Here is a 22895-nt window from a genome sequence, read left to right as displayed (position 1 = left end):
GATCGTCCAGGCGGACCTAGGCATACCTCCCTGCGGTCCACGCTCGGGCGTGGCGCGCGGGTCCTCACGGACATCGGCCCTCCTGCGTGGATCATGGGGGGCCGCCGGGGGCGCCTCTTCGGCATGGTCGGCGGCGAAGGGCTTCGGATGCGTAAGTGGTGGCCCCTGGCCGCGATCTGCATGGGCACGTTCATGCTGCTGCTGGACGTCACGATCGTGACCGTGGCGCTGCCCGCCATGGCGGCGGACCTCGGCACCACGCTCTCCGATCTGGAGTGGGTGGTCGACACCTACGCGCTGGCACTGGCGTCGCTGTTGCTCGGCGTCGGTTCCCGCGCCGACCGGATCGGCCGCAGGAGGGTCTATCTGGTCGGGCTGGTCGTCTTCACCGCGGCTTCGGTGGTGTGCGCGCTCGCCCCGAACGCGGGTGTGCTGATCGGCGCCCGGGCGGTACAGGGAATGGGCGCCGCCGGGATGTTCGGTACGACGATCGCCCTGCTCGGCATGCACTACAGCGGCCGTGACCGGGGGGTGGCCTTCGCCGTGTGGGGCGCCACCAACTCGGTCGCCGCGGCGGCCGGCCCGGTGGTCGGCGGAGTCCTCACCCAGTACCTGGACTGGCGATGGATCTTCTTCGTCAACCTGCCGGTCTGTCTGGCCGCCGTCGTGATGACGCTGCGCTCGGTGCGGGAGGCCAAGGGCCGGGGCGGCCGGCGCCCGGACGTGCTGGGCACGGTCACCTTCACGGTGGCGAGCGGGGCCCTCACCTTCGGGCTGATCCGCGCCCACTCCGAGGGCTGGGCGACACCGTTCACTCTCGGTCTGTTCACCACGGCGGCCGTCGCCCTCGCCCTGTTCCTCGTGGTCGAGACGAGGCACGAGGACCCCGTCCTCGACCTGTCGCTCTTCCGGGGACCGTCGTTCACCGGCATCATGCTCAGCGCCCTGTTCCTGCAAGGCGCGGCGTTCGCCTATCTGCTGTACGAGTCCCTGTGGATGCAGTCCGTCCTGGGGTACGAGCCCGTCGAGGCGGGGTTGTACATCCTGCCCATGTGCGCCTCCGCGTTCCTGGTGTCCGCGCTCGCGGGCCGCTTCGGTCCCTGGCCGCCGCGGTCGACGATCGGCGGAGGGCTGGCGCTCATCGCCCTGGGCGCGGGGATGCAGGCCACCCTCGACGCGGGGTCCTCGGGCAGCAGCCTCGTGGCGGGGCTCGTCGTCGCCGGCCTGGGGGTCGGGCTCGTGACACCGAGTCTGTCGGCCGCGGCCCTGGCCACGGTGCCGCCGGAGCGCGGAGGCATGGTGGGCGGTGCGGTCAACACCTTCCGCCAGTTGGGTTTCGCCCTGGGGATCGCCGTGTTCGGGGTGATCTTCCAGTCGCGGATCGAGGGTGTGCTGAGGGCCGACGGCGGTGTCCCGGACCCGCACGGGGCGGCCGTCGCTCTGAGCGGCGGACAGGCCCGGTCGTTCGTCGTCGGCCGGCCGGAGCACGAACGCGCCGAGATGGCGCGGCTGGTGCGTGAGGCGTTCGCGTCGGGTCTGAACGCGGTGCTGGTCGTGGCGGCGGCGCTCGGGGCGGTGGCCTCGCTGGTCGTCTTCGCGACGGTACGTGTCCCCGCGGGCGGTGCCGAGCGGCGGAAGCCGGACGCGGACGCGGGCCCTCGCGGGGAGGACGCCCGGGCGGACGCAGCCCTGTAGCGGCGCGTGTCCTCGATGCCGCCCGCCGGGTCGGCGGCAGGTGCCGAGCATCGGCATGTGGGTGACAAACGCCAGGTCATCGAGGTGAGGACGCTTCTCAAGGGGCCGTTGGAGGAGATCGTTTCTGCACACGCGGGGGCCCGAGATCCGCTGTCCGGCATTGGAGTGAGACGTCGTGTCTCGCCGTACCCCCGGGGAGTTTGACCGCGCGACGGGCCCCTTCCGGCACGTCATTCGGAGACACTGAGGAGTAGTTATGCGTTCTCTGGCCGCCTCTGTCCTGGCCGTCGGTATCCTCCTGGGCGGCGCCGGTGCCGCGATCGCCCACGACGGCGTCGGAATCGGGAGCTTCGCCGAGGGTGGCGCGGGATTCTCGTCGCACTGTTCGGTGACCGGCGTTCCGTCCGTGTACGGAACGATCTTCACCGGTTCGTGCTCGGACAGCGCCTGGGAGAAGGGCGCCGAGTACGCCTACCTCGGCGCCCACTGACCTGCGGAAAGGCCCGCCCTCGCGTGCGAGGGCGGGCCTTTCCGTTCTCCTGCGCGAAGCGGTCCGTTCCGCGACCGCCCGCCCTCGGACGCGCGGTCAGCCCAGGACGTACAGGGCGGCGGGCCGCACCCTGAGGGTCACCGGCAGGGTCGCGTCGACCTCGCCGTCCGCACCGTACGGAAGCGAGCGGTCCGCCTCGATGCGGATCTCCTTTCCGCGGAGGATCTCGACCTCGGGCCGCTTCACGTGCACGCCCGTCTTGAGCTCGTTCATCATGGCGAAGAAGAGACGTTTGGGTGCCTGCTTGATGACCACGACGTCGAGCAGCCCGTCGTCGATCCGCGCGCCCGGTGCGACGTTCCTCCCGAAGCCGTAGAAGCCCGAGTTCGCCACGACCACGGTGTATCCGGTGCGCTCGTGCCGCACGCCGTCGATCGTGACGCGGTACGCGGCGGGCTTCCAGGCGAGGACCGCCCGCAGGCCCCCCGCGTAGTACGAGGCGGCGCCGCGCAGCACCCGGGAGGCGTTGGCATGGCGGTTGGCCACCGCGTCGACGCCCGCGTACACGCTTCCCAGGACACAGGTCCGCTCGTGCGCGGCCGACTCCACCTCGATGGTGTCGACGGCCCGCGGCTCGCCGTGGAGGAGTATCTCGACGAGCTCCCGGGCGTCGGAGGGAAGACCCAGGGCACGGGCGAAGTCGTTGCCGCGGCCCGCCGGGACCAGGCCGAAGACCGTGTCCGTGCCGCTGAGCGCACCGCCGATGCAGCCGGCCATCCCGTCACCCCCGACGGCGAGCACGACGTGCCCCCGCGCCCCGGCTTCCTGGGCGAGTTCTCGTGCGTGCTCCAGGCTGCGGCTGTAGACGGTGTCGAGCCGCGCACCCGCCTCCCGCAGCAGACGGGCCAGCGGGAGCAGGCCCGCCGTACCGCTGGAACCCCCTGCGGTGGGGTTGACGACGGCGGTGAACTGTCGCATGGCTCTGGCCTCCGGGCGGCAGAAGTAGGGTTCAGCGGACGGGGATGAGGACTCCGGGGCTGAGCACACCGGAGGGGTCGACCTCGGCCTTGACGGCCTGCAGCATACGGATGCCGAGGGGGCCGATCTCTCGTGCGTACCAGTCCCGGTGGTCGGTGCCGACGCCGTGGTGGTGGCTGATGGTGCCGCCCGCCGCGAGGATCGCGTCGTTGGCCGCCCGCTTCACCGGTTCCCAGTGCGCGAGGGCGTCCTCGCCCTGCGCGGAGACGACGGTGAAGTAGAGGGAGGCGCCGTTCTCGTAGGTGTGCGAGATGTGGCACATGACGAGCGGCGGGGTGCCGGCCCCGGTGAGAGTGCTCGTCAGGGCGTCCCGCACCGCCGTGTAGAGGCCGGGGATCGCCGACCAGAAGGCCGCCGTCTCCAGGGTCTCGGCGAACGCGCCGGCGTCGAGCAGCGCGTCACGCAGGTAGGGCGCATTGTACCGGCCGTGCTCCCACCGGTCGCCGGGCTCCTCGCCGATGTACTCGCCGTCGCAGGCGATCAGGACCTCCCGGGCGACGGCCCGGCGGGCCATCGTCTCCTCCTCGGTGCCCTCGTAGCCGACGATGGCCATGCAGCCCGGGTTCTGCGGGAGTTCGGCGTTGCCGATGGCATCCGGCTGCGCGAGCCCGATGAAGGTCTCCGACTCGTCGGAAAGGCGCAGCACCGTGGGCCGCGGCCCGTCCTGGGCGAGTCGGCGCAGTGCCGCGGTGCCGGCCTCGAAGGAGGCGAAGCGCCAGCCCTCGTAGATCCGCTTCTCGGGGAGCGGTCGGATGCGCACGGTCACCGCGGTGATCACTCCCAGGGCTCCCTCGGAGCCCAGGACCAGCTGGCGCAGGTCGGGTCCGGCCGCCGAGCGCGGGGCCCGGCCGGTCTCCAGGGTGCCTTCCGGGGTGGCGACCGTCAGACCGAGGACCATCTCGTCGAAGCGGCCGTATCCGGCGGACGCCTGGCCGCTGGAGCGGGCCGCGGCGAAGCCCCCGACGGTCGCCCATTCGAAGGACTGCGGGAAGTGCCCGAGGGTCCAGCCCTTCTCGTTGAGCAGCGCCTCGGCCTGCGGGCCGCGCAGACCGGGCTGCAGTGTCGCGGTGCGGGACACCTCGTCGACGGCGAGCAGCTGGTCGAGCCTGCGCAGGTCGAGCGCGACGAACGGCCGCTTCGTGGTGGGCGCGAGGCCGCCGACGACGGAGGTGCCGCCGCCGAAGGGCACAGCGGCGACGGCGTGGTCGGCGCAGGCGCGGAGCACGGCGAGGACCTCGTCGTGGTCGCCCGGGAGCACCACGGCCGCGGGGATGTCGTCGACCTCGCCGGCGCGGATGCGCAGCAGGTCGGGGGTCGACTTTCCGCGGGTGTGCCGGATACGGCTCTCGGCGTCCTCCCGCAGGCCCTCGGGTGCGCCGACGGCCGACCGCAGCGCGGTGCGGGCCTCTTCGGTCAGCGCCGGGGCGGGCGGTTCGATGTCGGTGAGGGCGGACGGGCCGCTCTCGCGCGGGGTGACTCCGAGCAGGTCACGCAACAGGCCGGTCACCGAGTCGGGCAGGGGTGCCGCCTTGGCCGGGTCGCCCCAACCGCTCCACAACATGTCCACTTCGAAAGGGTTCCTTACGGTCTGTTTCACGGATGGCGCTGCCACTGGGCCGACGCTGGCATTACACTGTGACAGATGACGCCCATTCGTCACAACCATGAAGACGCGGATCCCGTGCTGGACGCCGCACGCGACTGCGTGCTCGCCGTCGGCGTACGACGCACCACCCTCACCGACATCGCCCGGCGCGCGGGCGTGTCCCGGATGACGATCTACCGGCGCTGGCCCGACGTGCGCACCCTGGTGGGTGACCTGATGACCCGTGAGTGGATCGCGGTCGCCGCCGGAGCCATGCCGCCGTCCGACGACGACCGGCCCGAACGGGAACGGATCGTCGAGGGACTCGTCGCGGGAGCCGCGGCGTTCCGGGCCCACCCGCTCTTCCACAAGATCGTCGACGTCGACCCCGAGCTGCTGCTGCCGTACATCCTCGACCGCCGGGGTGCCAGCCAGGACGCCCTGCTCGGGCTGCTCCACACAGCACTCGAGGACGGCCACGAGGACGGTTCCGTACGCCGCGTCCGGCCGGACCTCCAGGCCCGGTCCCTGCTGCTCGTCGTCCAGTCCTTCACGCTCTCGCTGCGCACCATGACCGACGAGACCGATCCCGAACTGAGCGAAGCCGCCTTCCTCGACGAGCTGCGCACCCTGTTGGAGAGGACCATCGCCCCATGAACCCCACGAGCAGCCCCGCCCTGCCCGGTTCCTCGCTCAACGCCGAGCGGCGCCTGCGCGAACTGGGCCGACTCGCCGACGGCGGCGCCGACGGCATGGTCGACGTCCTGGTCGTCGGGCTCGGTGCCACCGGGGCCGGAGCGGCGCTCGACGCGGCCACCCGCGGCCTCACCGTCGCCGCGATCGACGCCCACGACCTCGCCTTCGGCACCTCCCGCTGGAGCTCCAAGCTGATCCACGGCGGACTGCGCTACCTCGCCTCCGGGCAGCTCGACGTCGCCCACGAGAGCGCGGTCGAGCGCGGGATCCTCATGGAACGCACCGCCCCCCACCTGGTCCGCGCCCAGCCCTTCGTCCTGCCCCTCACCCCGCTCGTGAGCCGCGGCCAGGCCGCCCTCGCCCGCGCCGGCTTCCTCGCGGGCGACCTGCTGCGCGTCGGCGCCCGCACCTCGCGCGGCACGCTCCCCCAGCCGCGCACGCTGTCCGCCGTCGAGACCCGGCATCTCGCCCCGGCCCTGCGGCCCACCGGGCTGCGCGGCGGACTGCTCTCCTGGGACGGCAAGCTCTCCGACGACGCACGGCTGGTGACCGCGATCGCCCGCACCGCGGCGGCCCACGGCGCCCGTGTCCTCACCCGGACCCGAGCCCTGGAACTCCACCGCGACGGCGCCCTGGTCCGCGACGAGACCACCGGCCAGGAGCTGCGGATCCACGCTCGCACCATCATCAACGCGACCGGCGTCTGGGCGGGCGGCCTCGTCGACGACGTCCGTCTGCGGCCCTCGCGCGGCACCCATCTCGTCCTGCGCTCCGAGGACCTCGGCCGGCTCTCCGCGGGCCTGCACATCCCGATCCCCGGCGAGGCGAACCGCTTCGTCCTGGTGCTGCCCCAGGGCGACGGACGCGTGTACGTCGGCCTCACCGACGAGCCCGTCGACGGCGACATCCCCGACGTGCCGGAGGTCCCCGAGACCGACATCGGCTTCCTCCTCGACGTGCTCGGCTCCGCGCTGGACGTCACCGTCCAGCGCGCCGACGTGGTGGGGGCCTTCGCGGGCCTGCGGCCTCTGCTCGACACCCGTGACGCGGGGGGCCGCACCGCCGACATCTCGCGCAAGCACGCCGTGCTCACCTCCCCCACCGGCGTCGTCACCGTCGTCGGCGGCAAGCTGACCACGTATCGCCGCATGGCCCAGGACGCCGTCGACGCCGCCGTGGCCACGAGCGGACTGACCGCCGGACCCTGCCGTACCGCCTCCGTACCCCTCGTCGGTGCCGCACGGCCCCAGGTCCTCTCCGGGCTCGACGTGGCGCCCCGGCTCCTGCACCGCTACGGCTCCGAAGCACCGGCCGTTCACGCGCTCGGGCTGGAGGACCCCGCGCTCGCCCGGCCCGTCGTCGCCGGCCACCCCGTCACGGGCGCCGAGCTGGTGTGGGCCGTCCGCCACGAAGGCGCCCTCGACACCTCCGACCTCCTGGACCGCCGCACCCGCATCGGCCTGGTCCCCGAAGACCGCTCCGCGGCCGAAGGGGCGGCCCTGGACGCCCTCGCGCGTACCGCCCCGGTGCGGTGAGGTGCTGAGTCGTCGACACGGATGAGGCGCGGGTGCCGGGCACCCGCGCCTCTACGCGCGTCCGGAAAGGCACCCGCATATCGGAAGGCACCATTCGGAATCCTTCCCCTTGGATCTATGACCAGAACAGTTCGACAGGTGGCGTCATATGCCACGGACCAGGAGAGAATTCCGGACGCACCGAACGAAAGATCAAGAGGAAACATCCATGCGACGAAGACTCTTCGGCATGACCGCCTCCGTGGCCGCATTCGGACTGCTCGGCTCCCTCGCCACCGCCTGCGGATCGCCCGAGGGCGACACGACGACATTGCGCCTGGTGGTCCCCGAGTACGGCACCGGCCCGACGACCGGCTCCAAGGCGTACTGGGACAAGCTGACCTCCGCTTTCGCCGCCGCCCATCCCGGCAAGAAGGTCGAGGTGACACTCTTTCCCTGGGCCGACGTCGACCGCGAGGTCACCCGCATGGTTCAGGAGAACAACGCCCCGGACGTGGCGCTGATGGGCGCGTACTCCGACTTCGCCGCGGAGGGCCGCCTCTACGCCGCCGGCGAGGTGATGTCGATCAGGGCGGAGGCCAACTTCCTGCGGCCGCTCGCGGACGCGGGGACGGTCGACGGCACCCTTTACGGCCTGCCCTTCGTGGCCAGCAGTCGACTGCTCTTCTACAACAAGGAGCTGTTCGACGAGGCCGGGGCGAAGCCGCCGAAGACCTGGTCGGAACTGAAGGACGCGGCCGAGGCGCTGAAGAAGGAGGGTGTGCTCTACCCGTACGCCCTTCCACTCGGCCCCGAGGAGGCCCACGCCGAAGCCCTGATCTGGGAACTGAGCAACGGCGGCGGGTACACCGACAGAAGCGGCGGATACGACATCGCGTCCGAGCAGAACGCGGAGACGTTCCGCTGGATCAAGGACAACCTGGTGGTACCGGCCCTGACCGGCCCGGTCCCGCCGGCCGAACTCAACCGGCAGGACGCCTTCGCCGCCTTCCTGCGCGGTGATGTCGGCATGCTCAACGGCTATCCCTCGCTCCTCCACGAGGCCAGGGCGAAGGGTGTGAAGGTCGGCACCCTGCCGATGCCCGTCTCGGACACCCTGGGCGACGAGGAGACACCGCCGGCGGCGGGCGTCGCCGACTGGATGATGGCGTTCAAGCGAGACGGCAATCGCGAACTGGTGGGCTCGTTCCTGAACTTCGTCTACGAGGACAAGAACCTGAGCGAGTTCGCCGGCCGATACCACCTGCTGCCGTCGACGGTGTCCGCCACACAGGCGTCCCGCTACGCGACGGCGGACCCCAGCGCCGAGCAGTTCCTGATAGCCCTGCGCACCGCCCAGCTCTACCCGGTGGACAACCCGTCCTGGCTCCAGGTCAGCAATACCGTCAAGCGGAACATCGGCAAGGCGGTCGCACCCTCCGCCGACCCGAAGATCGTGCTGGAGCAGATCGCCCAGCAGGCCCAGGACGCGGCCCGCCAGGACTAGCGAGCCCGACCGGCGAGCCGTCGGACCGTGCCCCTACAGCCCGGGGTTTCCGGATCCGATGCGACAACCGGGCACACGGCGTCGACCGGACGCCTGTCCCGTCGCCCTCGAAGCACCCACAAGGTGCGCGGGGCGGCACCCCGCACTCCCTTCGGCGGAGGCGGACCCCTGCTCCTTCGCTTCCCGTCGCGAAGTCGAGGCGTGAAATCCCTGTCCGGGGTTACGAGCGGAAGTACGGCGCCACTCGGACAGCGGCGCACTGTCCCCGCCGGAACGCGACAGGAGGAACCCGATGCTGGACAGCTGGCGTGCACAGGCGGCCTGCCAGGAAGTCGACCCCGACCTCTTCTTCCCCGTGGGATCCGGCGCCCCGGCGCTGATCCAGGCCGAGGAGGCCAAGGAGATCTGCCGGGGCTGCCCCGTGCGCGAGGAATGCCTGCGCTGGGCCATGGACGACTCCCGTCAGGTGACGGGGGTGTGGGGAGGACTGCGCGAGGACGAGCGGCAGTCGCTGAAGCGGAGGACGCGCCGCCGGGCCCAGAGGGCGAACTGAGCATCTCCGCCGAACCACTGAGGCGAGGTGTCGATGCCTGCGGCTCGCGACCTCGCGGTCTCGTGGTCTCGCGGTCTCGCGGTCTCGCGGTCTCGCGGTCTCGCGACCCAAGAGGCTCGACGGGCGGAATGCCCGTATCCGTCCTAGGTTGTCATCGTCACTGATTTCCCCACCCCAGAAGGACAGGTCATGGCTGACAAGGGCCACACGGACAAGATCAAGGGCAAGGCGAAGGAAGCGGTCGGCAAGATGACCGGCGACGACCGGATGAAGGCCGAGGGACGGATGGACCAGGCGAAGGGCAAGGCGAAGGAAGCCGTGTCCGACACCAAGGACGCCCTCCGCGCCAAGCGCGACGAACGCTGAACCGATCGCCGCGAGCAGGGTCCGCCCCCGAGGGGGTGGACCCTGCTCCCGCGACCGTGTCCGGGGCGACCGGCCCTGAGGCCGAGGTGTACCGCCGGACACCCCTGGGACAGCCCTCGGTGAGGGGCGTCAGCGCACGGAGTCCGGAGCCTCCGGCCGGGGGAACCGGAACTCCGTGCGGCGGCGGCCCGTCTCGCCGGGGCGCAGCACCGGGCTCGGGTACTCGGGACGGTTGGGAGCGTCGGGAAGGTGCTGCGTTTCCAGGCACACCGCGCCGTGGCGGCGCAGGGGCCGGCCGGCCGGGTCGCTGAGCGTGCCGTCGAGCTGGTTGGCCGTGTAGACCTGCAGGCCGGGAGCGGTCGTCCACACCTCCATCACCCTGTCGCCGTCCCCCGAGGTCAGGCGGGCCGCCCGACGCGGCTCTCCGGTCTCGCCGCGGGACAGCACCCAGCAGTGGTCGTAGCCGCCGGCGGCGCGGATCTCGTCGTCGTCGGCCCGCACGCCGAGACTCAGGCGCCGGGGTGCGGTGAGGTCGAAAGGAGTTCCCTTCACGGCCGCGGCCGGTCCGAGCGGAATGCCTTCCGGATCGACCGGCAGATAGCCGTCGCCGTCGACCTGAAGCGTGTGGTCGAGGACGTCTCCCCCGTCCGCCGCCAGATTGAAGTACGCGTGGTTGCTGAGGCTGACGACGGTCGGGCGGTCCGTGGTCGCCGTGCAGTCGAGGGCCAGGGTGCCGTGGGCGTCCAGCGAGTAGACGGCCGTGACGTCGAGCGTTCCCGGGAATCCCATGTCGCCGTCCGGGCTGAGCAGACGGAGCCGGAGCACCGCCGTGTCGCCGTCGGTGTGCGCTGTCGCCTCCCACACCCGCGCGTCGAAGCCCTCGGGGCCGCCGTGCAGGGCGTGGCCCCGGTCGTTGACCGGAATCGTGTGCTCCCTGCCGTCGAGCGTGAAGCGCCCGTGCGCGATGCGGTTGGCGTACCGGCCGATCAGTGCTCCCAGGTACGGGCTCTTCTCCGCGTACTGGTCGATCGAGGGCAGGGACAGGACCACGTTTCCGATGCGTCCGGTGGCGTCGGGGACGCCGAGGGCGTGCAGGATGCCGCCGTACGTGAGGATCTCCGCGTAGGCGCCGGAGGGGGATTCGAGTCGCCACAGGGTGACCTCCTCCCCGGTCGGAGTGGTGCCGAACGGCCGGTTGCGGACGGTGGGTCGGGGCATGGGGTGTCCTCGTCACGGGGAGGGGAGGCTGCGGAAGGGGTGGGGGGCACGGCACGGGCGCTGATGCCGGGTGACGCGGGGCGGGGGCGGTCCCCCGCGGGGCACGGATGCCCGTGGCGGGAGGCGGATGCCCTTGGCGGAGGCGAGAGCGGGGCGCCCTCCGCGGGGCGTGGAAGCCGGTGATGGGGGGGACGTCCGCCGAGGGTCAGCCGCCGGCTTCCGGCTCCCGCCGCTCCGCCGGATCGGCCGGTTCCGCTCGCCCCGTCGACTCCCGCACGACGAGCCGGTATCCGGGCCTGATGCGGCGCGGCTCGGACACGGCGCCGCCGGTGAGGCGTTCCACCAGCCGGTCGACGGCGTGCCGGGCGATGGCCTGCTTGTCCGGGGCGACCGTGGTCAGGCTGATCGCACCGTATCGGCTCTCCTCGATGTCGTCGAAACCCACGACGGCGACGTCCTCGGGGACCCGCAGGCCGCGTTCGGTGAGGGTGCGCAGGGCACCGAGGGCGATGAGGTCGTTGTAGGCGAAGACCGCGTCCGGGACGGTGCCCCGGTCGAGAAGGGCCGCCATGGCGGCGGCGCCGTCGCCCCGGCCGTATCCGTCGGTGGCGACGACCAGGGCCTCGTCGGGTTGGACACCGGCCGCGGTGAGCTCCTCGCGCCAGCCCCGCAGGCGCAGATGGGCGGGCTGGCGTTCGCGGCCGGTGCGCGAGCCGAGGAAGGCGATGCGCCGCCGGCCGATGTCCAGCAGATGCCGGACGGCGCTGCGGGCGGCGGCCACGTTGTCGATGGCGATCTGGTCGTACGGTGCCTCGTACTCGCGCTCGCCGAGCAGGACGAGCGGCGAGGTCTCCTGCCGGGCGAGAAGGTCGTCGTTCTCCAGGTGGATGGGGCTGAGGATCAGCCCGTCGATGACATGGGAGCGGAACTCCTGGCACACCAGCAGCTCGCGCTCGCGCAGTCCCGCGGTGTGGTCGACGAGCACCGTGTAGTCGTGCTGGGCGGCGGCGTCGATGACGGCTCCGGCGAGTTCGGCGAAGTAGGGGTTGCCCAGTTCGGGAACGGCGAAGGCGATGATGCCGGTGCGGCCCTTGCGCAGGTGGCGGGCGGTGAGATTCGGACGGTAGCCGAGCTCGTCGATGGCCTGCTGTACCTTGGCGCGCATCTGGGGGGTGACGTGCGGATAGTTGTTGACCACGTTGGACACGGTCTTGATCGACACGCCGGCCCGCTGCGCGACGTCCTTGAGGCTGACGCCCACGGAACTCCTCTGGTTCGGCTCTGATCGGTCGGCCTCCGGCGGACCGGACCGGTGCGGGCCCGTGCCCTGGGGCTCGGGCGCGCTCCGGGTCCCGGGTGACGGGGGCCGGTTGGGGTGGTTCCGGCGTCAGAGCGTCCTTCTGCTGCGTGAAACGTACCGCTGTGCCACGACGACCAGGATCAGGAATCCTCCACTGACCACCGACTGGTAGGAGGAGTTCAGCGAGCCGATCTGGTTGATCAGGTTCTGGATGACGGCGAGCAGCAGGACGCCCCAGAGCGTGCCGCTGATCGAGCCGGCGCCTCCGACCAGCAGCGTTCCGCCGATGACGACGGCGGCGATGGCGTCGAGTTCCATGCCGGTGCCGATGATGGTGACGCCGGAGGAGAGCCGGGCGGCGTTGAGCGCCCCCGCGAAGCCCGCCAGCAGCCCGCTCAGCAGGTACACCGTCACCTTGGCGCGGGCGACGGGCAGCCCCATGAGGGTCGCGGCGTCGCCGCTGCCGCCGACGGCGAACAGCGTCTGGCCGAAGGACGTGCGTTGCAGCACCAGGCCGCCGATCCCGAGGAGGACGAGAGCGACGAGGATCGGGTGGCCGAACCCTCCGATGCTGCCCTGGCCCAGCTCGGCGAAGGCCGAACCCTTCGGCACCAGGTAGGTCGTCGCGCCTTCGTCGGTGAAGGCGAGCAGCAGTCCGCGCGCGCCGAGCAGTGAGGCCAGGGTGACGATGAAGGGTGCCATGCCCGCGCGGGCGATGAGCAGGCCGTTCAGTGTGCCGATGGCCCCGCAGACCACGAGCGGCACCAGCAGCGCCGGGAGCAGGCCCCATTGCGAGGCCCAGGCGGCGAGGACGCCGCCGAGGGCGAAGACGGAGCCGACGGACAGGTCGATGCCACCGGTGATGATCACCAGGGTCATGCCGAGCGCCACGATGGCGAGGAACGACGCCTGGATCAGCACCCCTCGGGCGTTGTCCAGGCCGGCGAAGGTCGGATACGCGAAGGAGGCGATGACCACGACGAGGAGAAGGACGGCCAGGACGCCCTGACGCTGGACCAGGGAGAGCACGCGTTCGGCCGCGCTGAGTCCGCTCGCGGGGCGGTCCGATCCGGCCGTGCCGCCGGGCGCGGAGCCCTTGACGCCGGTCGCCGGGGCGGTGAGGGACGGGGTGGGGTTCATCGGGATCGGCGCTCCCGTGCGACGTAGACGGCGGCGATGATGATGGCCGCCTGGGCGATCTGGGCGGTGGAGTCGGGCAGGTCGTGCTTGACCAGGGTGGCGCGCAGCAGCTGCATGAGGAGGGCGCCCGCCACGGTGCCGAGCACACGGACGGATCCGCCGCTCAGCGGGGTGCCGCCCACCACGACGGCGGTGATGGCGGACAGTTCCATCAGGGTGCCGAGGGACGACGGGTCGCTCGCGGTGAGACGCGAGGTGGCGAGGACGCCGGCGAGCGCGGCGAGGACGCCGCAGAGCACGTACACCCCGGTGAGCACCCGCTTCACGGGCAGACCGGCGAGGGCGGCGGCCCTGCGGTTGCCGCCGATGGCGACGACCTGGCGCCCGAAGGTGGTGCGGTGGACGAGGAAGGCGACGGCGAGGGCCAGGACCCCGGCGATCAGGACGACCAGCGGGATGCCCAGCAGGCTGCCGGTTCCCAGGGCCAGCAGGTCGGGATTGACGATCTGCTTGAGCTGCCCGTCGGCCAGCACGAGCGCGAAGCCGCGCCCGCCGACGAACAGGGCCAGGGTCGCGACGATGGGTTGCAGTCCCACGACCGAGACCAGGGCGCCGTTGACGAGGCCGACGACGGCTCCGGCGAGCAGGGCGACGAGCAGGGCGGGCACGAGGCCGTAGCCGAGGTAGAGCGGCAGCAGCGCCGCGGCGAGCGCCATCGCGGAGCCCACGGACAGGTCGACGCCCTCGGTCCCGATCACCAGGGCCATGCCGAGCGCCACGATGACGATCGGGGCGACCTGGATCAGCTGGGTGCGGAGGTTGTCGGCGGTGAGGAAGTACTCGGTGAAGAAGGCGTTGAAGAGCAGCAGCGCGGCCACGGCGGCGTAGACGCCGTATTCCTGGAGCCACGCGGCGGTGTTCCGCCGGGTCCCGGTGCCGCGGACGGGTGTCGCGGTGGCTTGGGTGGTCATCGGGGGTCCTCCTCGGCGGCCGGTGCGGGATCGGCCGGGGGCGACGCCTGCGCCGGCGCGGAGCCGGCCGCGGACGGCTCCGCCGCCGGTACGGGCGCGCCGGTCGTCGTGTCAGCGGGATTCGGGCTGTCCTGGGTAGGGGTTGTGTGGTCGGCCAGGGCCGCGAGCAGGGCGTCCTCGGACACGTTCTCGCCGACGAGTTCCCCCACGGTGCCGCCGCTCCGGAGGACGACGATCCGGTCGGAGCCCTCGACGAGCTCCTCGATGTCGGAGGAGATCAGCAGGACCGCGAGGCCCTCCTGGGCCAGCTCGTCGATGAGTGCCTGCACCTCGGCCTTGGCCCCGACGTCGATGCCGCGGGTGGGTTCGTCGAGGAGGAGGACCTTCGGTTCGAGGCAGAGCCAGCGCGCCAGCAGGACCTTCTGCTGGTTGCCTCCGGACAGTTCGCCGACCTTCTGCTCGGGGCTCGACGCCTTGATCCGCAGTCGCTTCATGAAGATGTCGACGACGCGGTCCTGCCGCGCTCGGGAGACGATGCCCAGACGGGAGAGCCGGGGAAGGGCGGCGAGGACGATGTTCTCGCGGACCGACAGGCCGGGGACGATGCCCTCGGCCTTGCGGTCCTCGGGCAGCAGGCTGATCCCGGCGCGGATGGCGCCGGCGGAGGAGAACCGGCCCAGAGGCGCGCCGTCGACGCGGACCTGGCCCGCGTCCAGCGCCAGGGCGCCGGCCAGTGCCTTGGCGGTCTCGCTGCGGCCGGAGCCGAGCAGTCCGCCGAGGCCGAGCACCTCGCCGGGGTGGAGCTCCAGCGAGACGTCGTCCAGCTGGTGGCGGCGTGCCAGACCGGTGGCGGTGAGGACGGGCTTGCGGGCGACGTCGTGACCCTCGGAGCCGAAGCTCGTCATGCCGTGCCTGCGCACTTCGGAGATCTCCCGGCCCAGCATCATGGACACCAGCCTCATGCGGTCGAGGCCGCCGATCGGTCCGGTGTGGATGTGCCGGCCGTCGCGGAGCACGGTGACCCGGTCGCAGATCCGGTAGAGCTCGTCCATGCGGTGACTCACGTACACGACGGCGATGTCACGCCGCCGGAGGTCGTCGATGATCCGGAAGAGCGTCTCGACCTCACGCGGTTCCAGGGACGAGGTGGGCTCGTCCATCACCACGACATGGGCCTCGACGGAGACGGCCCGCGCGAGGGCGACCATCTGCTGGGTGCCGATGCCGAGGGAGTCCAGGGGCCGCCGCGGATCGACGGTCACGCCGAAGCCGCCGAGGAGTGCCGCCGCTTCGGCGTGCATCCGTGGGAAGTCGATGAGCCCGAAGCGGTTCCTGGGCTCACGGCCGAGGAAGATGTTCCGGGCCACGCTCATCAACGGGACCAGGTTCACCTCCTGGTAGATCGTGGAGATTCCGGCGGCCTGCGCCTCGGAGGGGCGGGCGAACCGCACCGGCCGTCCCGACAGCAGCAGTTCGCCGCTGTCCGGGCGGTGCACGCCGGTGAGCGCCTTGATCAGGGTGGACTTGCCGGCGCCGTTCTCGCCGACGAGCGCGTGGACCTCACCGGCGCGCAGGCTGAACGAGACGTCGTCGAGGGCGACCACGCCGGGAAAACGCTTCCCGACGCCGTGCGCCTCGAGCACCGTCGGCGCGGCCGAGGACGGGGCGCCGCTCGTCGCGGGCGTCGCGGCTTCGGGGGGCGCCGCTTCGAAGGGCGCCGCTTCGGGGGGTGCCATGAACGTGGCCTTTGCCTTCCGAGGGAGGGACTGGAGGGAGGGACTGGAAGGGGATGGGAGGAGTACGGCCGCGGGGCCGGGTGGCCAGGGACGTCACGGGGGGGCCGGGTGGCCGGGTGGCCGGGGGCCGACTGCGGGAGCCGGGTGTCCGGGTGTCGGGTGGCCGGAAGGTGGCGCCCCGGGAGGCGTCGCACGCGCGCGGGGCCGCCGTGAGCGGGGAGGCCGGTGACGGCCCCGCGCGGTCGGGAGGGTTCCCGGGCCGATGGAACACAGGGAGCGCGGCGCCCGCCCGGTCGGGCAACCCGGCGCCGCGGACCGGTCGACCGGCCGAGCCGTCCACCGTCCAGGCGTCAGGCGTCAGGCGATCGTGGCCGCCGGCCCGGTCGGCCGACGCCCGCCCCCGTGGGTCGGGCGTCGGTCCGCGCGGGTCGAGGGTCAGTACGCGCCCCCGATGGACGCCTTGGCGTTGGCCGGGTCGTACGCCCGGTCCGCGATGATGACGTCCTCGGGGATGCTCTCCCCGGCATAGAACTTCGCCGCGGTGGCGAAGGCCAGCGGACCGAAGCGCGGGTTGGACTCGATGACGGCGTTCAACTCACCGTTGGACAGGGCCTGTACGGCGTTGCGGGTACCGTCGATCGACACGATCTTGACGTCCTTGCCCGGGGCCTTGCCGGCCGCCTTGAGCGCGGTGACGGCGCCGAGCGCCATCTCGTCGTTCTCGGCGTAGACGGCCGTGATGTCGGGCTTGGACTGGATCAGCTGCTCCATCACCTGCTGGCCCTTGTCGCGGGCGAACTCGCCGGTCTGCTGCGCGACGATCTCCAGGCCGGGCGCCGCGGCCTTGACCTGGTCGACGAAGCCCTTGGTGCGGTCCGTGGTGACGCTGTTGCCGGAGGAGCCGAGCAGGATGGCGACCTTGCCCTTGCCTCCGGTGGCCTTGATCATCGCGTCGGCCGCACGCTTGCCCTGCTCGACGAAGTCGGAGCCGAGGAAGGCCAGATAGTCCTTGCAGGCCGTGGCGTTGACCTTGCGGTCGATGGTGAGGACGGGGACCTTCTTGGCGGCCGCGGCCTGGAACGCGGGCTCCAGACCGTCGGAGTTGAGCGGGGCGACGATGAGGAACTGCGCGCCCTGGGCGAGCATGTCCTGGATGTCGCTGATCTGCTTGGACAGCTGCGACTGGGCGTTGGTGGTCAGGAGCTTCTTGACGCCGATCCTGGCGGCCTCGTCCTTGATGGACTGCGTCTCGGCGATGCGGAACGGGTTGGCCTCCTTCTCCGACTGGGAGAAGCCGACGACCGCGCTCTTGAGGTCGAGCTTCGGCGCGCCGTAGGTGGTGAGCGTGCAGCCCGGGCCGGCGGACGCGGTGGGCGTCTGGACGGTCTGGGCGCCCTGGGTGCTGTCGCCACCCGCGTTGTCCGTGGTTTCCGACTTGGCACAGCCGGAGAGGGCGAGCGCGGCGGTGGCGGCGACGACGCAGGCGACGGAGAGCATGCGGGATCTCTGCGGAAGGCTCATGGGGAGGACACTCCTTGGCGGGGGGACAGCGCCGCCGAGTGGCGTGCGGTCTCTCGGGACGGGAAAGCGGAGCCGACCTGCCACGATGAGTCGGCAGGCCCTTGGTGCACAGCCTGGTTCAGCCTCGATCAACCCCGTGAACTGGGCGGATACAGGATGGGACCAGCCTTCCGACGAGTCGGCGGCTGCGGCTTTACAACGTTATAACCGCGCTTCGGCGAGCTCGGCAAGGGTCCGTGACAACGTTTCCGGAATGCGTGCCCGAATCGAATCCGCCGCCGGCGTGATCGAGTTGACGGCCCGTCGGGATCAAGGGTGCGCGGGGTCTGGACAGCCACCGCGGCGCGTGCTGTCATTCCGCTGCGCACAGTTTTCCAACGTTGGAATGACTGCCGTCCGCCCCTCTCGGCATCGCTGTGGCGATGTCCGAGCGGGCTGTGCGGCGCCGGCCGCCGCCCGCCGACGCGACTGTGCGGCAACCAACGGGCGCCCGTACCCCCGAGGTGGACACCGCACCTCGCAGGGGCAGTTCCGCCGATGCGTGCTCCCCGGGTCCCGCTCCGATCCCCTCTCCAAGAGGAACGATTCGATGACACCAAGAAACACCCGCCCCCGAACCGGAATGTGGGCGCTGCTGACCGCCGCCCTGGCGCTGTCCGTCGGCGCCCTGCCCCCGACCGCCTCGGCCGCACAGCCGTACGGCATCCCCTCCTCCACCACCTCCCCCGTCTCGGCGTCCGCGTCCGCCCGGGACGCGGCGATCGAGGTCCACGGCCTCAAGGGCGAGTACTTCAGCATGTCGGCGCCCGGCGCACGGGACTTCGACCGGCTGGGCGGCACCTCCCTCGAACCGCGGATCGACTTCTCCGGCCTCACCGGCACCTTCGAGTCGCTGACCGGACGGACCGAGCACACCACCGCCCGCTGGACCGGCCGGATCGAGGCACCCGCCACCGGCGACTACACCTTCTACGGCATCGGGGACAACGGCTTCCGGCTGTTCATCGACGGCAAACCGGTCATCGACCACTGGGTGCCGGACTGGGACCGCGAGCAGACCAGTGCCCCGCTCCGGCTCACGGCGGGCGAGAAGCACGACTTCCGGCTGGAGATGTTCCAGGACGTCGGCGGGGCCAACATGTTCCTGCGCTGGTCGACCCCGACCCTGCCCAAGCAGCTGGTCCCCGAGTCGGCCTTCACCCCGCCCGGTGACTTCCAGGTCTATCCGGTGGAGCCGACGGTCCCGGCGAGCGGGCGGCAACTGCGCCTGCGGTTCGAGCACCCGGTGTCCGGCCTCGCGTCGGTCGCCGAGCACCTCACGGTCACGGCGGACACCACCCCCATGCCGATCCGGTCCGTCACCGCCGCCCAGGACGATCCGAACACCGCGGTCGTCGAGCTGACCGAGGCCGTCCAGAAGGACCAGCAGGTACGGGTCGACTACGACGGCGCCGGCGGGCTGAAGAACGGGGACGAGACCGTCCCGCGGATCCTCCGCTCGGCCGCCAACTCCTCCACGCACCGGCTCACCACGGAGTGGGGCGACAAGCTGGACCGGAAGAACCCGCTGCCGGAGTACCCGCGCCCGCAGCAGGTGCGCGACCGGTGGAAGAACCTCAACGGCCCCTGGCAGTTCGCGGGCGCGGACGCCGGTGAACAGCCGGTCTTCGGCAAGGACCTCGACGAGAAGATCGTGGTGCCCTTCCCCGTGGAGTCCCAGCTGTCCGGGATCGAGCGGCACGAGGACCACATGTTCTACCGCCGCCTGGTGGACGTGCCCAAGGACTGGAAGGTGGGGAAGGCCGGCAAGGACAACCGGCTGGTGCTCAACTTCGGCGCCGTCGACTACCGGGCCACCGTCTGGGTCAACGGCACGCGCGTGGCCGAGCACACCGGCGGCTACAACGCCTTCAGCGCCGACGTCACCGACGCCCTGAAGGCGAAGGGCCCGCAGGAGGTGGTCGTCGCGGTCACCGACACCGGCGGCCCGAACCAGCCGACGGGCAAGCAGTCCACCAACCCGGGCGGCATCTTCTACACCCAGTCGTCGGGCATCTGGCAGACGGTGTGGATGGAGCCCGTCGCACCCGTGGCCATCGACGACGTCGTCACGACCCCCGACATCGACACCGGCACCCTGGCCGTGAAGGTCGCGTCCGCCCGAGCCTCGTCCGGGGCACGCGTGGAGGCCGTCGCCCGTGACGCCCGCGGCAAGGTCGTCGGCCGGGTCTCCGGACCCGCCGCCGGCACGCTGCGCCTCCCGGTCGCGAAGCCGCGCCTGTGGAGCCCGGACGACCCGTATCTCTACGACCTGGAGGTACGACTCACGGACGGCAGGTCGACCGACCGCGTCGACAGCTACTTCGGCATGCGGAAGATCGCGATCGAGAAGGTCGGCGGCTTCCAGAAGCTGGTGCTCAACGGGAAGCCGATCTTCTCGCTGGCCACGCTGGACCAGGGCTTCTGGCCGGACGGTCTCTACACCCAGCCGAGCGACAAGGCGCTGTCCTTCGACCTGGAAGCGCACAAGAAGCTCGGGTTCAACGCCGTGCGCAAGCACATCAAGGTGGAGTCGGACCGCTGGTTCTACCACGCCGACCGGCTGGGACTCCTCGTCTGGCAGGACTTCGTCTCGGGCGACCTCAAGGACGACGCCGGCCACCGGGCGTTCGTGGACCAGGGCCGCGAGATGATGCGGCAGCACCACGACTCCCCGTCCGTCATCGGCTGGACGGTCTTCAACGAGGGCTGGGGCGAGTGGGACCGCGAGGAGACCGGCCGGATCGCCGAGTCGGTCAAGGCTGCCGACCCGACCCGCATCGTCAACGCCCACAGCGGGGTCAACTGCTGCAACTCGAAGGGTGACTCCGGCAAGGGCGACATCATCGACCACCACGACTACAACAACACCGACCCCGCCTACCCGGACCACCGGGCGGCACTGGACGGCGAGCACGGCGGTTTCACCCTGCGCGTCCCGGGCCACATGTGGCCGGGCGCCCCGACGGTGATCTACAGCGGGGTGGCCGACAAGGAGGCGCTGACCCGCAAGTACGTGGAGAACACCGAGAAGTTCTACCTGGAGGCGGCGGGCGCGGAGCTGTCCGGATCCGTCTACACCCAGATCTCCGACCTGGAGAACGAGCTCAACGGCCTCTACACGTACGACCGCCGGGAGATCAAGGTCGACCCGGCCCGGGTCCGCGCGATCAACCTGAAGGTCGTCGCGGCCGGCGCGGCGGCCGGGCAGCGCGGTCCGATCCGGGGCGGCGCCTCCTGGTCGCTCGACGAGGGCTCCGGCACGACCGCCCGTGACTCCGGCCCCGGCAACCGGACACTCACCCTCAACGAAGGGACCGGCTGGACCACCGGCGTCGGGGGCGGTGCGCTGAAGTTCGACGGACAGGGCCACTTCGCCCAGACCGACGGCCCCGTCGTCGACACCACCACGAGCTACTCCGTGTCGGCATGGACGACGCTGGACTCCCTGCCGGGCAACTACGCGACCGTGGTCAGCCAGGACGGCCGGCGCCAGGAGAACCCCTTCTACCTGCAGTACGGCCAGGGCGCCTTCGCCTTCAGCACCCCGGGCGGCAACCGTGCCCGCCATGCCCTGACGCCCGAACTCGGGCGCTGGTACCACCTGGTGGGAGTCCGGGACACCGCGAAGAACGAGATCCGGCTGTACGTCGACGGCACCCTGGTCGCCACGGCGGTCCCGGGTCCGGCGGACGTGAGCACCGGTCCGCTCGCCATCGGCCGTGCGAAGTGGGGCGGCGGGAACGTCGACTTCTGGAACGGCTCGATCGACCAGGTGCGCGCCTTCGACAAGGCGCTGTCCTCCGAGGAGGTGGCCGCGCTGCACACGGCTGAGAAGCCGTAGCAGGAAGGGGCCCGGGGGCCGCGCGGGAGCTCCCGCGCGGCCCCCGGGATCTCCGGCTCCCGGGCCGCCGACGACGGGGACCACGGCAGCGGTGTCAGTCCGCTGACGTATCCTTCCCGCCACCGCACCCCGACCGGGAGGACCAAGAGAATTGACCGGCCTGTCTGCTTTCCCGCTGCCCTTTCAGGCATCCCGTTCCCTGTCGTTCGCGACACCCCGGACGCTGAGGGAGCTTCAGATGATGCGATGCAGCGCGACCATTCGGGCGAAGCCGGGCTGGTTCGAGAAGATGAACGACGCCGGCATCGTCGCCAGGTGGACGCGGGAGGCGGTCGCCCAGGGCCTCACCGAGGCGCAGGTCCGCCACGTCCTCGCCGAACTGGAGCACTACGCCGGACTGCGGGACGCCCGCACCGGTGTCGAGGTGTCCGCCGTGGACGGGGTGTGGCAGGCGGACACGCTGGTCGACGACAAGCTCGCGTCCCGGCTGCGCGAGGCGGTCCAGGTTCTGGAACAGGTCCCCGAAGCGGAACTGGACTGGCATCCCGGATCCGACGGCCAGGTACTGGATCTGGTGCATCCCTCACTGTTCTGCCTGGTGAGAGAGGCGAGCGGCGCGCCCGAGCGGGCCTGGCAGAACCCGACGGACCGGTACTCGGCATACGAGTTCTCCGAGAAGTTCCAGTGGCTGCCCACGGATGTCTCGCTCGGCGAGGACGGCGATGCCACCTTCCATTCGTACGTGAACAACGTCCACCCCGAGAAGCACCATGAACTGGCGTCCGTCCTGCCGGACCTGTTCGCCCGTATGCGTCCGCTGTTCGAGAACGTGCTCACCGATCTGCGCCATCCGCGGCCGTTGCGCATCAAGGCCGATCCCTACGGGTGGTACGACTCGGAACCGGAGTATCCGGACGAATCCTCCTTCAGTGACAGCGAGGCCCGCGCGGAGGCCCTCCGTGCGTGGGAAGTGGCCCAGGACGACTGGTGGGAGAACCGACGCCCGGTCGTCCCGGACGCCCCGGACTTCACCCGGCCCGAGTCGCCCGACGTGTCCGACCGGGTCGACCTGCGCGGTCGTCGCCTCCAGGTCATCGTCAAACTCGCCACGATTCGGCTCACCCCGGACAAGCCCGAGTACGCCGGCGGTTCCTGGCACGTGGAGGGGATGGTCAACGAGCGGATCGTCTCGACCGGCATCTACTACTGGGACAGCGAGAACATCACGGAGAGCAGCCTGAGTTTCCGGACGGCACTCGACGACCCGAACTACGAGCAGAACGACGACAACGGTCTCCGCGAGGTCTACGGCCTGGAGGACGAGGACGCGCTGAACCAGGTCCTGGGATCGGCGTCGACGCCGGCGGGCCGCTGTCTGGCGTTCCCGAACATCCTGCAGCACCGCGTCGGCTCGTTCCGCCTCACGGACGCGACCCGCCCGGGACACCGCAAGATTCTCGCGTTCTTCCTGGTCGACCCGTCGGAGAGGATCGTCTCGACCTCCGATGTGCCACCGCAGCAGCCGTGGTCCGAGACCTCGACGATGACACTCGAACAGGCGAAGGCGTACCGTGAGGAACTCATGCGGGAACGCAAGTTCTTCGTCGACGAGCACAACGAGCAGCTCTACGAACGGGAATTCTCCCTCTGCGAGCACTGACGTCTCGGCCTGGCCCGGGCAC

Annotated in this window: 17 protein-coding genes; 9 read left to right on the top strand and 8 right to left on the bottom strand. The window is 71.3% G+C overall.

The window, feature by feature from the left end; all coding sequences use genetic code 11:
• The first annotated feature begins 147 nt into the window (after positions 1–147).
• Together IE311_RS04475 and IE311_RS04470 are read left to right on the top strand one after the other, a co-directional pair.
• Entirely contained in the window at positions 148–1695 is a 1548-nt protein-coding gene (locus IE311_RS04475) for an MFS transporter (protein ID WP_189830199.1), read from the top strand.
• Between the two features lie 256 nt (positions 1696–1951).
• Positions 1952–2185: a hypothetical protein gene (locus IE311_RS04470; RefSeq protein ID WP_189830198.1), complete on the top strand. Its 234-nt coding sequence runs from the start codon at positions 1952–1954 to the stop codon at positions 2183–2185.
• Positions 2186–2281: 96 nt separating this feature from the next.
• Here IE311_RS04470 and IE311_RS04465 read toward each other — a convergent pair whose 3' ends face one another.
• Together IE311_RS04465 and IE311_RS04460 are read right to left on the bottom strand one after the other, a co-directional pair.
• A complete protein-coding gene (locus tag IE311_RS04465) occupies positions 2282–3163 on the bottom strand; it encodes a diacylglycerol/lipid kinase family protein (RefSeq protein WP_189830197.1) in 882 nt (293 codons plus the stop codon).
• 31 nt (positions 3164–3194) lie between these two features.
• Positions 3195–4790, bottom strand: coding sequence for an FAD-binding oxidoreductase (locus IE311_RS04460; protein WP_189830196.1), 1596 nt, complete (start codon positions 4788–4790; stop codon positions 3195–3197).
• Positions 4791–4865: 75 nt separating this feature from the next.
• Between IE311_RS04460 and IE311_RS04455 the strand changes: the two genes are divergently transcribed.
• From IE311_RS04455 to IE311_RS04435, 5 genes are all read left to right on the top strand, one after another.
• Positions 4866–5465, top strand: a complete 600-nt coding sequence (locus tag IE311_RS04455) for a TetR/AcrR family transcriptional regulator (RefSeq protein WP_189830195.1) — start codon at positions 4866–4868, stop codon at positions 5463–5465.
• The gene (locus IE311_RS04450; protein ID WP_189830194.1) at positions 5462–7039 is read left to right on the top strand and encodes a glycerol-3-phosphate dehydrogenase/oxidase; all 1578 of its coding nucleotides are present in this window, start codon (positions 5462–5464) and stop codon (positions 7037–7039) included. Before IE311_RS04455 ends, IE311_RS04450 begins: the two co-directional genes overlap by 4 nt.
• 208 nt (positions 7040–7247) lie before the next feature.
• Positions 7248–8525: an extracellular solute-binding protein gene (locus IE311_RS04445; protein WP_189830193.1), complete on the top strand. Its 1278-nt coding sequence runs from the start codon at positions 7248–7250 to the stop codon at positions 8523–8525.
• A 292-nt stretch (positions 8526–8817) separates the two neighbouring features.
• Positions 8818–9078 carry a WhiB family transcriptional regulator gene (locus IE311_RS04440; protein ID WP_189830192.1) on the top strand — a complete coding sequence of 87 codons (261 nt, stop codon included), beginning with the start codon at positions 8818–8820 and terminating at the stop codon, positions 9076–9078.
• Between the two features lie 189 nt (positions 9079–9267).
• Complete coding sequence (locus tag IE311_RS04435; RefSeq protein ID WP_189830191.1) at positions 9268–9444, top strand: CsbD family protein; 177 nt, start codon at positions 9268–9270, stop codon at positions 9442–9444.
• A 129-nt stretch (positions 9445–9573) separates the two neighbouring features.
• On the opposite strand, the gene IE311_RS04430 is transcribed toward IE311_RS04435, so the two are convergent.
• The 6 genes from IE311_RS04430 to IE311_RS04405 form a co-directional block, all read right to left on the bottom strand.
• Positions 9574–10662, bottom strand: a complete 1089-nt coding sequence (locus tag IE311_RS04430; protein ID WP_189830190.1) for an aldose epimerase family protein — start codon at positions 10660–10662, stop codon at positions 9574–9576.
• A 205-nt stretch (positions 10663–10867) separates the two neighbouring features.
• On the bottom strand, positions 10868–11923 hold the full coding sequence (locus IE311_RS04425; protein ID WP_189830189.1) for a LacI family DNA-binding transcriptional regulator: 1056 nt from the start codon (positions 11921–11923) through the stop codon (positions 10868–10870).
• A gap of 126 nt (positions 11924–12049) precedes the next feature.
• Positions 12050–13102: an ABC transporter permease gene (locus IE311_RS04420; RefSeq protein WP_189830188.1), complete on the bottom strand. Its 1053-nt coding sequence runs from the start codon at positions 13100–13102 to the stop codon at positions 12050–12052.
• Positions 13099–14073, bottom strand: coding sequence for an ABC transporter permease (locus IE311_RS04415; protein WP_189830187.1), 975 nt, complete (start codon positions 14071–14073; stop codon positions 13099–13101). The genes IE311_RS04420 and IE311_RS04415 overlap by 4 nt, the downstream gene beginning before the upstream one ends.
• Positions 14070–15809: a sugar ABC transporter ATP-binding protein gene (locus IE311_RS04410; protein ID WP_189830186.1), complete on the bottom strand. Its 1740-nt coding sequence runs from the start codon at positions 15807–15809 to the stop codon at positions 14070–14072. Before IE311_RS04410 ends, IE311_RS04415 begins: the two co-directional genes overlap by 4 nt.
• A gap of 435 nt (positions 15810–16244) precedes the next feature.
• Positions 16245–17330, bottom strand: coding sequence for an ABC transporter substrate-binding protein (locus IE311_RS04405; protein WP_189830185.1), 1086 nt, complete (start codon positions 17328–17330; stop codon positions 16245–16247).
• A 589-nt stretch (positions 17331–17919) separates the two neighbouring features.
• On the opposite strand from IE311_RS04405, the gene IE311_RS04400 reads away from it, so the two are divergent.
• Positions 17920–21213: a LamG-like jellyroll fold domain-containing protein gene (locus tag IE311_RS04400; protein WP_189830184.1), complete on the top strand. Its 3294-nt coding sequence runs from the start codon at positions 17920–17922 to the stop codon at positions 21211–21213.
• A 151-nt stretch (positions 21214–21364) separates the two neighbouring features.
• Positions 21365–22873 (top strand): DUF4246 domain-containing protein, encoded by a 1509-nt coding sequence (locus IE311_RS04395; protein WP_189830183.1) that lies wholly within the window; start codon positions 21365–21367, stop codon positions 22871–22873.
• The last annotated feature ends 22 nt before the right edge of the window (positions 22874–22895 follow it).

Origin of the sequence: Streptomyces zaomyceticus (assembly GCF_014656215.1) — a bacterium.
Classification (GTDB): Bacteria; Actinomycetota; Actinomycetes; order Streptomycetales; family Streptomycetaceae; genus Streptomyces; species Streptomyces zaomyceticus.
The sequence above is the reverse complement of the archived record's forward strand: the minus strand, read 5'-3'. Positions and strand labels throughout refer to the sequence as shown.